Annotated in this window: 8 protein-coding genes and 1 tRNA gene; all 9 read right to left on the reverse strand. The window is 60.5% G+C overall.

Translation table 11 applies throughout. The annotated features are described in order from the left end of the window. Positions 1-2: 2 nt before the first annotated feature. Positions 3-473 carry a 30S ribosomal protein S7 gene (gene rpsG, locus QUG01_RS15345; protein WP_011137737.1) on the reverse strand — a complete coding sequence of 157 codons (471 nt, stop codon included), beginning with the start codon at positions 471-473 and terminating at the stop codon, positions 3-5. A gap of 111 nt (positions 474-584) precedes the next feature. Further along, positions 585-956, reverse strand: a complete 372-nt coding sequence (gene rpsL, locus QUG01_RS15350) for a 30S ribosomal protein S12 (RefSeq protein ID WP_011137738.1) — start codon at positions 954-956, stop codon at positions 585-587. 164 nt (positions 957-1,120) lie between these two features. After that, a complete protein-coding gene (gene rpoC / locus QUG01_RS15355; protein ID WP_103317543.1) occupies positions 1,121-5,311 on the reverse strand; it encodes a DNA-directed RNA polymerase subunit beta' in 4,191 nt (1,396 codons plus the stop codon). Positions 5,312-5,368: 57 nt separating this feature from the next. Continuing rightward, the gene (gene rpoB, locus QUG01_RS15360) at positions 5,369-9,544 is read right to left on the reverse strand and encodes a DNA-directed RNA polymerase subunit beta (protein WP_500830861.1); all 4,176 of its coding nucleotides are present in this window, start codon (positions 9,542-9,544) and stop codon (positions 5,369-5,371) included. Positions 9,545-9,698: 154 nt separating this feature from the next. Then, on the reverse strand, positions 9,699-10,070 hold the full coding sequence (gene rplL / locus QUG01_RS15365; RefSeq protein ID WP_043629984.1) for a 50S ribosomal protein L7/L12: 372 nt from the start codon (positions 10,068-10,070) through the stop codon (positions 9,699-9,701). Positions 10,071-10,106: 36 nt separating this feature from the next. Continuing rightward, positions 10,107-10,601 carry a 50S ribosomal protein L10 gene (rplJ, locus tag QUG01_RS15370; RefSeq protein ID WP_043629983.1) on the reverse strand — a complete coding sequence of 165 codons (495 nt, stop codon included), beginning with the start codon at positions 10,599-10,601 and terminating at the stop codon, positions 10,107-10,109. A gap of 86 nt (positions 10,602-10,687) precedes the next feature. Beyond that, positions 10,688-10,762, reverse strand: a tRNA-Thr gene (locus QUG01_RS15375). 181 nt (positions 10,763-10,943) lie between these two features. Continuing rightward, positions 10,944-11,639 carry a 50S ribosomal protein L1 gene (gene rplA, locus QUG01_RS15380; RefSeq protein WP_500830862.1) on the reverse strand — a complete coding sequence of 232 codons (696 nt, stop codon included), beginning with the start codon at positions 11,637-11,639 and terminating at the stop codon, positions 10,944-10,946. A gap of 1 nt (position 11,640) precedes the next feature. Beyond that, the gene (rplK, locus tag QUG01_RS15385; RefSeq protein ID WP_011137744.1) at positions 11,641-12,072 is read right to left on the reverse strand and encodes a 50S ribosomal protein L11; all 432 of its coding nucleotides are present in this window, start codon (positions 12,070-12,072) and stop codon (positions 11,641-11,643) included. Positions 12,073-12,119: the final 47 nt, after the last annotated feature.

Here is a 12,119-nt window from a genome sequence, read left to right on the forward strand (position 1 = left end):
GCTTAGAAACGGAAGTGCGAGAAGGCCTTGTTGGCTTCTGCCATGCGGTGCACTTCGTCACGCTTCTTCATCGCGCCGCCACGGCCTTCAGCCGCGTCGATCAGCTCACCAGCCAGGCGCAGGTCCATGGACTTTTCGCCGCGCTTGCGCGCAGCGTCACGCAGCCAGCGCATGGCCAGGGCCATACGACGGGACGGACGGACTTCAACAGGAACTTGATAGTTTGCACCACCTACGCGGCGGCTCTTCACTTCCACCACCGGCTTGGCGTTGGACAGTGCGGTGTTGAACACTTCGATAGCGTTCTTGCCGGTTTTCTTTTCGATCTGTTCCAGCGCGCCGTAAATGATGCGTTCTGCAACAGACTTCTTGCCGTCGATCATCACGACGTTCATGAATTTGGAGAGATCCTGGGAGCCGAACTTCGGATCCGGCAGAATTTCACGCTTGGGGACTTCTCTGCGACGTGGCATGTTACTTCCTTAATTATTCAGTTGAGCTCTACTTGCTCATGACTACCCAACGGAGCAGTCACTTACTAGACGACCCTGAGTGTTGATCAGGCCGCCTTGAGTACGTCCCAATTACTTAGGACGCTTGGCGCCGTACTTGGAGCGAGCTTGCTTACGGTCTTTCACGCCAGCGGTATCCAGGGAACCGCGCACGGTGTGGTAACGCACACCCGGCAAGTCCTTGACACGACCGCCGCGGATCAGCACCACGGAGTGTTCCTGCAGGTTGTGGCCTTCACCGCCGATGTACGAAATGACTTCGAAACCGTTGGTCAGACGAACCTTGCACACTTTACGCAGAGCCGAGTTCGGCTTCTTCGGAGTGGTGGTGTAAACACGGGTGCACACGCCACGCTTCTGCGGGCAGGCTTCCAGCGCAGGCACCTTGCTCTTCGCCGTGATGGCGACGCGGCCCTTGCGAACGAGTTGGTTAATGGTTGGCATTACTATCAGTTCCTAGTTGAAGCTTCCCGGAAGCAACACGCCTCCAGAAAGGACGGAGGATTATATTTTAGTCAACGGCTTACCGTCAAATAAAAAACGCCGCCCCAGCAACGTTAACCGTTGATGGAGCAGCGTTTTTTCAACACTTGGCCGCGAGGCCCAGCTTAGTCGTCGCTTTCCAGCGCGGCCGGAGCCGGATCGAACAGCTGCGAATCGCCAGCGTCCAGGCCCAGGTGTTGACGGCGACGGGTGCGGTGGTAGGCGAGACCGGTGCCGGCCGGGATCAGACGGCCGACGATCACGTTCTCCTTCAGACCGCGCAGGTCGTCCTTCTTGCCCATGATGGCCGCTTCGGTCAGCACGCGCGTGGTTTCCTGGAAGGAAGCCGCAGAGATGAACGAGTCGGTGGACAGGGAGGCCTTGGTGATACCCAGCAGCACGTTTTCGTACTGCGCCGGCTCCTTGCCTTCCGCCATCATCTTGTCGTTCATTTCCAGCACGTCGGCGCGCTCCACCTGCTCGCCCTGGATGAATTCGGTGTCGCCGCTGTCGGAGATGACCACGCGACGCAGCATCTGGCGAATGATCACCTCGATGTGCTTGTCGTTGATCTTCACACCCTGCAGACGATACACCTCCTGCACTTCCTGGACGATGTAGCGGGCCAGCGCCTCGATACCCTGCAGACGCAGAATGTCGTGCGGATCGACCGGACCGTCGACGATGGATTCGCCGCGGTTCACCACCTGACCATCGTGGACCAGCACGTGCTTGTCCTTCGGAATCAGGTTTTCGTAACCGCTGCCTTCCAGATCGGTGATGATCAGGCGCTGCTTGCCCTTGGTGTCCTTACCGAACGATACGGTACCGGTCACCTCGGCAAGCATGCCGGCATCCTTCGGCGAACGGGCTTCGAACAGCTCGGCCACGCGCGGCAGACCACCGGTAATGTCGCGGGTCTTGGACGATTCCTGCGGGATACGGGCCAGCACTTCGCCCTTGCCCACATCCTGGCCGTCGCGCACGGTGATGATGGCGCCGACTTGGAAGGTGATCGATACCGACGCGTCGGAACCGGCCAGCTTCACTTCGTTGCCGCTGTCGTCCAGCAGCTTCACCAGCGGACGCAGCATCTTCGACTGGGCGCCTGCGCGGCGTTTCGGGTCGATGACCACCAGCGTGGACAGGCCGGTCACTTCGTCGGTCTGCTTGGCTACGGTCACGCCTTCTTCGACGTTCTCGAACTTCACGCGGCCAGCGTACTCGGTGATGATCGGACGGGTGTGCGGGTCCCAGGTGGCCAGCACGGTGCCCGCCTTGATCTGCAGACCATCGGTCACCATCAGGGTCGCGCCGTACGGCACCTTGTGACGCTCGCGCTCACGGCCCATATCGTCGTGGATCACCACTTCGCCGGAGCGGGTGATGACGATGAGCTCGCCCTTGGTATTCGCCACGTAGCGCATCTGGCTGGAGAAGCGCACGGTACCGTTGGACTTGCCTTCCACCTGGCTGGCGGCTGCGTTTCGAGACGCGGCGCCACCGATGTGGAAGGTACGCATGGTCAGCTGGGTACCCGGCTCACCAATCGACTGCGCAGCGATCACGCCCACGGCTTCGCCGGCGTTGACCTGCTTGCCGCGCGCCAGATCGCGGCCGTAGCACTTGGCGCACAGGCCGTAGCGCGTGTCGCAAGTGATGGCGGTGCGGACCTTGACTTCGTCGATGCCCAGGCTGTCGATCAGATCGACCATCTGCTCGTCCAGCAGCGTAGCGGCTTCGATCACGGTTTCGCCGGTGGACGGATCCACCACGTCAACCGCGGTCACGCGGCCGAGGATACGGTCGCGCAGCGCTTCGATCACGTCGCCGCCCTGCAGCACGGCCTTCATGGTGAAGCCGTTGGTGGTGCCGCAATCGTCCTCGATCACCACCAGATCCTGGGTCACGTCGACCAGACGACGCGTCAGGTAACCGGAGTTCGCGGTCTTCAAGGCCGTATCCGCCAGACCCTTACGCGCACCGTGGGTGGAGATAAAGTACTGCAATACGGTCAGGCCTTCGCGGAAGTTCGCGGTAATCGGCGTTTCGATAATCGAGCCGTCCGGCTTGGCCATCAGACCCCGCATGCCGGCCAGCTGCTTGATCTGGGCAGCGGAACCCCGCGCGCCCGAGTCGGCCATCATGTAAATGGAGTTGAAGGATTCCTGATCGACTTCCTTGCCGTCGCGATCCAGCACCTTCTGCTTGGACAGCTCGTCCATCATCGCCTTGGCGATCTTGTCGCCGGTGCGGCCCCAGATGTCCACTACCTTGTTGTAGCGTTCGCCCTGGGTCACCAGACCTTGACGGTACTGTTCCTCGATCTCCTTGACTTCCTTGTTGGCCTCGCCCAGCAGGTCAACTTTCTTGGCCGGGATCTGCATGTCGTCCACGCAGATGGAGATACCGCCGCGGGTGGAGTAGGCGAAACCGGTGTACATCAGCTGGTCGGCGAAGATCACCGTGTCGCGGATGCCGCAACGACGGAACGAAACGTTGATCAGTTTCGAGATTTCTTTCTTCTTCAGCGCCTTGTTGATGTGCTCGAACGGCAGGCCCTTCGGCAGGATGTCGGACAGGATGGCGCGGCCCACGGTGGTGTCGTAACGCTTGATCACCGGTTGGAATTCGCCCTGCTCGTCCTTTTCCCATTCCTTCAGACGGACGGTGATGCGGGTGGCCAGCTCAACCTGACGGGTTTCGTAGGCGCGATGGACTTCCTTGGTGTCGGCGAACACCATGCCTTCGCCCTTGCCATTCACCTTGTCGCGGGTCATGTAATAGAGACCCAGCACGATATCCTGCGACGGCACGATGATAGGCTCGCCGTTGGCCGGGGACAGCACGTTGTTGGTGGCCAGCATCAAGGTGCGGGCTTCCATCTGCGCTTCCAGCGACAGCGGGACGTGGACGGCCATTTGGTCGCCGTCGAAGTCGGCGTTGAACGCCGCGCAAACCAGCGGATGCAGCTGGATGGCCTTGCCTTCGATCAGCACCGGCTCGAACGCCTGGATACCCAGACGGTGCAGCGTCGGCGCGCGGTTCAGCAGCACCGGATGCTCGCGGATCACGTCTTCCAGGATGTCCCACACTTCCGGCACTTCCTGCTCGACCAGCTTCTTGGCCGCCTTGATGGTGGACGCCAGACCCATCACTTCCAGCTTGTGGAAGATGAACGGCTTGAACAGTTCCAGCGCCATCTTCTTCGGCAGGCCGCACTGATGCAGACGCAGGGTCGGGCCCACGGTAATCACGGAACGACCGGAGTAGTCCACGCGCTTACCCAGCAGGTTCTGACGGAAACGACCGCCCTTGCCCTTGATCATGTCGGCCAGCGACTTCAGCGGACGCTTGTTGGCGCCGGTCATGGCCTTGCCGCGACGGCCGTTGTCCAGCAGCGAGTCAACCGATTCCTGCAGCATGCGCTTTTCGTTGCGCACGATGATGTCCGGCGCGCGCAGTTCCAGCAGACGCTTCAGACGGTTGTTACGGTTGATGACGCGGCGGTACAGGTCGTTCAGGTCGGAGGTCGCGAAACGACCGCCGTCCAGCGGCACCAGCGGACGCAGCTCCGGCGGCAGCACCGGCAGCACTTCCAGGATCATCCATTCCGGCTTCATGCCGGAACGTTGGAAGGCCTCCAGCACTTTCAGGCGCTTGGCGATCTTCTTGATCTTGGTGTCGGAGTTGGTGGCTTCCAGCTCGCGGCGCAGGTTCTCGATCTCGCTGTCAAGGTCCAGCTTCTTCAGCAGTTCCTTGACCGCCTCGGCGCCCATCATGGCGACGAACTCTTCACCGTACTGGTCTTCCTTGTCCAGGAAGTCCTCTTCGGTCAACAGCTGGCGGTACTGCAGCGGAGTCATGCCCGGGTCGGTCACGACGAACGCTTCGAAGTACAGCACGCGTTCGATGTCGCGCAGCGTCATGTCCAGCACCATGCCCAGACGCGACGGCAGCGACTTCAGGAACCAGATGTGCGCGGTCGGGCTGGCCAGTTCGATGTGGCCCATGCGCTCGCGGCGCACTTTGGACAGCGTGACTTCCACGCCGCACTTCTCGCAGATGACGCCGCGATGCTTCAGGCGCTTGTACTTGCCGCACAAGCATTCGTAGTCCTTCACCGGTCCGAAGATGCGGGCGCAGAACAGGCCGTCGCGTTCCGGCTTGAAGGTACGATAGTTGATGGTTTCCGGCTTTTTGACTTCGCCATAAGACCAGGAACGGATCTTGTCAGGCGAGGCGATGCCGATCTTAATCGCATCAAACTCTTCTTCTTGCGTGACTTGCTTAAAGAGGTCGAGCAGAGCTTTCATTGCGTCTCCAGTCAGGGGACAGGCGCGGCGTCAATCTTGCCGCGCCCATGGACCCAATCAATAACGTTCCAGGTCGATATCCAGGCCGAGCGAACGGATTTCCTTCACCAGCACGTTGAAGGATTCCGGCATGCCGGCATCGATCTTGTGCTCGCCCTTGACGATGTTTTCGTAGACCTTGGTACGGCCGGTCACATCGTCAGACTTCACCGTCAGCATTTCCTGCAGGGTGTAGGCGGCGCCATAGGCTTCCAGCGCCCACACTTCCATCTCACCGAAACGCTGGCCGCCGAACTGGGCCTTGCCGCCCAGCGGCTGCTGGGTCACCAGCGAGTACGGGCCGGTGGAACGGGCGTGCATCTTGTCGTCGACCAAGTGGTGCAGCTTCAGGTAGTGCATCACGCCTACGGTGACCTTGCGGTCGAAGGCTTCGCCGGAGCGGCCGTCGAACAGGGTCATCTGGGTCTTGGACTCGTTGAACTCCATCTTTTCGGTCAGCTCGTCGCCATCCGGGTAAGCCAGATCCAGCATGTGCTTGATCTCGGCCTCCTTGGCGCCGTCGAATACCGGCGTGGCGAAGGTCATGCCCTTGCGCAGGTTCTGCGCCAGTTGCAGCACTTCGTCGTCGCTCAGGCTGGCGATCTGCTCCGGCTTGCCGGTTTCGTTGTAGATGCGCTCCAGGTAGCCGCGGATTTCGGCAACCGACTGCTGCTGCTTCAGCATGCGGTCGATGCGCTCGCCGATGCCCTTGGCGGCCCAACCCAGGTGCACTTCCAGAATCTGACCGATGTTCATACGCGACGGTACGCCCAGCGGGTTCAGCACGATGTCGACCGGACGGCCGTCGCCCATGTACGGCATGTCTTCCACCGGCAGGATGCGCGATACCACACCCTTGTTGCCGTGGCGGCCGGCCATCTTGTCGCCGGCCTGCAGGCGGCGCTTCACAGCCAGGTAAACCTTGACCATCTTCTGCACGCCCGGCGGCAGCTCGTCGCCCTGGGTCAGCTTGCGCTTCTTGTCTTCGAACTTCAGATCGAATTCTTCGCGCTTCTGCGCCAGGCTTTCCTTGATCAGTTCCAGCTGCTTGGCGATGTCTTCATCGCTCATGCGGATGTCGAACCAATCGTGCTTGGTCGGCAGGCCGGCCAGGTATTCCTGGTCGATCACGGTGCCCTTGGCCAGACGCTTCGGACCGCCGTTGGCGACCTTGCCCACGATCAGGCGCTCGATACGGCTGAAGGCGTCGTTGTCGAAAATCCGCAGCTGGTCGTTCAGGTCCAGACGGTAGCGCTTCAGTTCCGCGTCGATGATGGACTGGGCGCGCTTGTCGCGCTCGATGCCTTCGCGGGTGAACACCTGCACGTCGATCACGGTGCCCACGGTGCCGGTCGGCACGCGCAAGCTCGTGTCCTTCACGTCGGAGGCCTTTTCGCCGAAGATCGCGCGCAGCAGCTTTTCTTCCGGCGTCAGCTGGGTTTCGCCCTTCGGCGTGACCTTGCCCACCAGCACGTCGCCGGCTTCGACTTCCGCGCCGATGTAGACGATGCCGGACTCATCCAGACGGCCTGCCATGCGTTCAGACAGGTTCGGGATGTCGCGGGTGATTTCTTCCGGCCCCAGCTTGGTGTCGCGGGCCACCACGGACAGTTCTTCGATGTGGATCGAGGTGTAGCGGTCTTCTGCAACCAGCTTTTCCGAGATCAGAATCGAGTCTTCGTAGTTGTAGCCGTTCCACGGCATGAAGGCGATGGTCATGTTCTGACCCAGCGCCAGCTCGCCCAGGTCGGTGGAGGCGCCATCGGCCACCACGTCGCCGCGCGCGATGTGGTCGCCCACCTTCACGATCGGACGCTGGTTGATGTTGGTGTTCTGGTTGGAACGGGTGAACTTGGTCAGGTTGTAGATGTCCACGCCCACTTCGCCAGCGGTCGCTTCTTCATCGTTGACGCGGACCACCACGCGGCCGGCATCGACGTAGTCGACCACGCCGCCGCGACGCGCCACCACGGTGGTGCCGGAGTCAACCGCCACGGAACGCTCGATGCCGGTGCCGACATAAGCCTTTTCCGGGCGCAGGCACGGCACGGCCTGACGTTGCATGTTGGCGCCCATCAAGGCACGGTTCGCGTCGTCATGTTCCAGGAACGGAATCAGCGACGCAGCCACGGACACCACCTGGCCGGTGGCCACGTCCATGTACTGCACACGATCCGGCGTCGCCAGAATGGTTTCGCCCTTCTCGCGGCAGGTCACCAGCTCGTCGACCAGGCGGCCTTCGCCATCCAGCTCGGCGTTGGCCTGAGCGATGACGTAGCGGCCTTCCTCGATCGCGGACAGGTAATCGATCTCGTTGGTGACCTTGCCGTCCACGACCTTGCGGTACGGGGTTTCCAGGAAACCGAACTCGTTGGTGCGGGCATAGACCGACAGCGAGTTGATCAGACCGATGTTCGGACCTTCCGGCGTTTCGATCGGGCACACGCGGCCGTAGTGGGTCGGGTGCACGTCGCGCACCTCGAAGCCCGCGCGTTCGCGGGTCAGACCGCCCGGACCCAGGGCCGATACGCGGCGCTTGTGGGTGATTTCCGACAGCGGGTTGGTCTGGTCCATGAACTGGGACAGCTGCGAGGAACCAAAGAATTCCTTGATCGCGGCGGACACCGGCTTGGCGTTGATCAGGTCGTGCGGCATCAGGTTGTCGGACTCGGCCTGGTTCAGGCGTTCCTTCACCGCGCGCTCGACGCGCACCAGACCGGCGCGGAACTGGTTCTCAGCCAGTTCGCCCACGGAACGGACGCGACGGTTGCCCAGGTGATCGATATCGTCCACTTCGCCGCGGCCGTTGCGCAGCTCGGTCAGGATGGCGATCACGGACACGATGTCTTCAGTCGACAGCGTGCCTTCGGTCACATCGCGGCGCGAAGCGAACTTCTCGCCGATCAGGGTCTTGAACCACTCAGGGGTCTTGTCGTCGAACTTGTACTGATAAGTGCGGGAGCTGAACTTCATGCGGCCCACGCGCGACAGATCATAGGTTTCTTCGCTGAAGAACAGGCGCTGGAACAGCGCTTCCACTGCGTCTTCGGTCGGCGGTTCGCCCGGACGCATCATGCGGTAGATCGCCACGCGCGCCTGGGTCTGGTCCAGGATGTCGTCGGTACGCAGGGTTTGCGAGATGTAAGCGCCCTGATCCAGATCGTTGGTGAACAGCACCTCGACCTGATCCACCTCGGCCAGCGCCAGCTTGGCCAACACTTCCTCGGTCACTTCCTCGTTGGCGCGGGCGATCACTTCGCCGGTGTTCTGGTTCACCACATTGACGGCCAGCACCTTGCCCAGCAGCGCGTCGGCCGGCACTTCGATGCGGTCCAGCTCGGCGGTCTGGATGTCGCGGATGTGCTTGGCGGTGATGCGCTTATCCTTGGCGACGATCAGCTTGCCGTCGGCGGCCACGATGTCGAACTTGGCCACTTCGCCCTTCAGACGTTCCGGCACCACGCGCATGAATACGCCGGTCTTGGTCAGGTAGAAGGTGTCGAAGCTGTAGAACTCGGACAGGATCTCTTCGTTGGTGTAACCCAGCGCCTTCAGCAGGATGGTCACCGGCATCTTGCGGCGACGGTCGATACGGAAGTACAGCAGATCCTTCGGGTCGAATTCGAAGTCCAGCCAGGAGCCGCGGTAAGGGATCACGCGAGCCGAGAACAGCAGCTTGCCGGACGAGTGCGTCTTGCCGCGGTCGTGCTCGAAGAACACGCCCGGAGAGCGGTGCAGCTGGGAGACGATCACGCGCTCGGTGCCGTTGATGATGAAGGAGCCATTGGCGGTCATGAGCGGAATCTCGCCCATGTACACCTCGTTCTCACGCACTTCCTTCACGACCGGCTTGGACGATTCCTTGTCGAAAATCGTCAGGCGGATGCGCGCGCGCAGAGGCGCGGCGAACGTGATGCCGCGCAGTTGGCATTCCTGTACGTCAAACGGCGGCTCGCCCAGAATATAGTGGGCAAAGTCGAGACGCGCATAGCCGTTGTGGCTGACGATCGGAAAGATCGACTTGAACGCAGCCTGAAGACCCACATCCTTGCGCTCATCCAGCGACACACCCAGCTGGAGAAATTCGGTGTAGGAATCAATCTGGGTCGCCAACAGGAAGGGGACGTCGAGAACACTGGCACGTTTCGCAAAGCTCTTACGAATACGTTTCTTCTCAGTAAACGAATAACTCATAGAGTCTCCATCGAGGTGGGTGGCGCAAGAAACCAAAAGTCAGCAGCCACGCCAAGTATATTGCTGGCTTTTACCTTCTTCGTTTCCGCCAACTACAAGCGCAATAAGGCTGGCGGATTTCTCCGCCAGCCTCACCTTCTTTTTTCAAAGAAGATTATTTGATTTCAGCCTTGGCACCGGCTTCGGTCAGTTGCTTAACGATGTCTTCGGCTTCAGCCTTGGCAACGCCTTCCTTCACGGACTTCGGAGCGCCGTCAACCAGATCCTTGGCTTCTTTCAGGCCCAGACCGGTGATTGCACGGACAACCTTGATCACGCCAACCTTGTTGTCGCCAGCGGCGGACAGGATAACGTCAAACTCGGTCTTCTCTTCAGCAGCAGCAGCGCCACCAGCGGCCGGGCCGGCAACGGCTACGGCAGCGGCGGAAACGCCGAACTTCTCTTCGAACGCCTTAACCAGGTCGTTCAGTTCCATCACGGTCAGACCAGCAACGGCCTCGAGGATGTCTTCTTTGGTGATTGCCATGTGAAAATCTCCTGAATTCTATAAGAATCAAATAAGTTAAGCGGCTTCGGCTTGCTTCTCGGCCAATGCAGCCAGCGCGCGGGCGAAGCCAGCGACCGGAGCCTGCATAACGTAGAGAAGCTTGGACAGCAGTTCTTCGCGGCTCGGGATAGAAGCCAGCTCAGCAACCTGAGCAGCGTTCAGTACCTTGCCATCGTAGGAACCGGCCTTGACGATGATCTTGTCGTCAGCCTTGGCAAATTGATGCAGCACCTTGGCAGCAGCAACCGGGTCGGCAGAAACGGCGTAAACCAGCGGACCGACCATTTGGTCAGCCAGGCCAGCAAACGGAGTGCCTTCCACAGCGCGACGCACCAGCGTGTTCTTCAGAACGCGCAGGTAAACGCCGTTCTCGCGCGCCTGAGCGCGGAGTTTGGTCATGCTGCTAACCTCGATGCCCCGATATTCAGCGATAACGAGGGTCTGAGCTTCTGCCAGCTGGGCAGATACTTCAGCGACTACCGCCTTTTTATCTTCGATATTGAGACTCAAGGTCTACCTCCTAGACTGAAATGAGACGAAAGGATTTTCGCCTCGCTTTGCAGCGGCGACCTGTATCAGGAGACATCAAAAAGAACTGGTGCTCATGGGCGGAATTGAACCGCCGACCTCTCCCTTACCAAGGGAGTGCTCTACCCCTGAGCTACATGAGCCTTGAACTTAAGAAGCCTGTTTCGGGTACACCATCTGCGTAGGATGCGGACTTCCATACTGGCCAATCTGCTATTAAGCCTTGCGGCACCTACGGTCTTTGACAATCTGGCAGGCAAGCCTGCCAGCCCAAAGCCTTTAACCAGGCGGCTTTCGCCGCCCGATCATGCTCCGGCAACGCGATTAGGCGCTGACGGTAGCGGTATCTACGCGAGCGCCGATGCCCATGGTGCTGGAAACGGCGATCTTTTTCAGATACACGCCCTTGGAAGCTGCCGGCTTGGCTTTCACCAGGGCATCCACCAGAGCGGAGAAGTTTTCACGCAGGGCTTCAGCTTCGAACGAAGCGCGGCCGATGGTGGCGTGAATGATACCAGCCTTGTCGGTACGGTACTGAACCTGACCGGCCTTGGCGTTCTTCACCGCCTCGGCGACGTTCGGGGTAACCGTGCCAACCTTCGGGTTCGGCATCAGGCCACGCGGACCCAGGATCTGGCCCAGCTGACCCACAACGCGCATCGCGTCCGGGGATGCGATCACCACGTCGAAGTCCAGATTGCCGGCCTTGACTTGCTCGGCCAGGTCTTCAAAACCGACCACTTCAGCGCCGGCAGCCTTGGCGGCTTCGGCGTTGGCGCCTTGAGCAAATACGGCAACGCGTACGGACTTGCCGGTGCCGCGCGGCAGAACCACGGAACCACGGACCACTTGGTCGGATTTACGCGGATCCACGCCCAGGTTGACGGCGATATCGATCGACTCGTCGAACTTGGCGGTGGCGGCAGCCTTAACCAGGGCGATAGCTTCGTCAACAGCGTACAGCTTGTTGCGATCAACGGTAGCCTTCAGCGCTTGCATGCGCTTGGAGATCTTAGCCATGTTATACGCCCTCCACTTCCAGACCCATCGAACGGGCGGAGCCGGCGATGGTGCGAACAGCGGCGTCCAGATCAGCAGCGGTCAGATCCGCTTGCTTGGTCTTGGCGATTTCTTCCAGCTGAGCGCGGGTCACTTTACCAACCTTGTCCACATGCGCCTTGGCGGAGCCGGACTTGATGCCAGCAGCCTTCTTCAGCAGGAAGGTCGCCGGCGGCGTCTTCATGGTGAAGGTGAAGGACTTGTCTGCGTAAGCGGTGATTACAACCGGAATCGGCATGCCCGGCTCCATGCCCTGAGTTTGAGCATTGAACGCCTTGCAGAATTCCATGATGTTCAGACCACGCTGACCCAGTGCCGGACCGATCGGAGGCGACGGGTTGGCCTTGCCAGCGGGCACTTGCAGCTTGATATAGCCGACAATTTTCTTTGCCACGATTAAAGCTCCTAAAATGGGTATAGCGCGAAGAGGACTTCGCTCCC

The sequence above is a fragment of the Chromobacterium sp. CCUG 76385 genome (genome assembly GCF_059916625.1).

What these genes read in the sequence shown, in the direction of transcription:
- rpsG (WP_011137737.1), bottom strand. Translation starts at nt 473, where the DNA reads ATGCCACGTCGCAGAGAAGTCCCCAAGCGTGAAATTCTGCCGGATCCG.
- rpsL (WP_011137738.1), bottom strand. Translation starts at nt 956, where the DNA reads ATGCCAACCATTAACCAACTCGTTCGCAAGGGCCGCGTCGCCATCACG.
- rpoC (WP_103317543.1), bottom strand. Translation starts at nt 5,311, where the DNA reads ATGAAAGCTCTGCTCGACCTCTTTAAGCAAGTCACGCAAGAAGAAGAG.
- rpoB (WP_500830861.1), bottom strand. Translation starts at nt 9,544, where the DNA reads ATGAGTTATTCGTTTACTGAGAAGAAACGTATTCGTAAGAGCTTTGCG.
- rplL (WP_043629984.1), bottom strand. Translation starts at nt 10,070, where the DNA reads ATGGCAATCACCAAAGAAGACATCCTCGAGGCCGTTGCTGGTCTGACC.
- rplA (WP_500830862.1), bottom strand. Translation starts at nt 11,639, where the DNA reads ATGGCTAAGATCTCCAAGCGCATGCAAGCGCTGAAGGCTACCGTTGAT.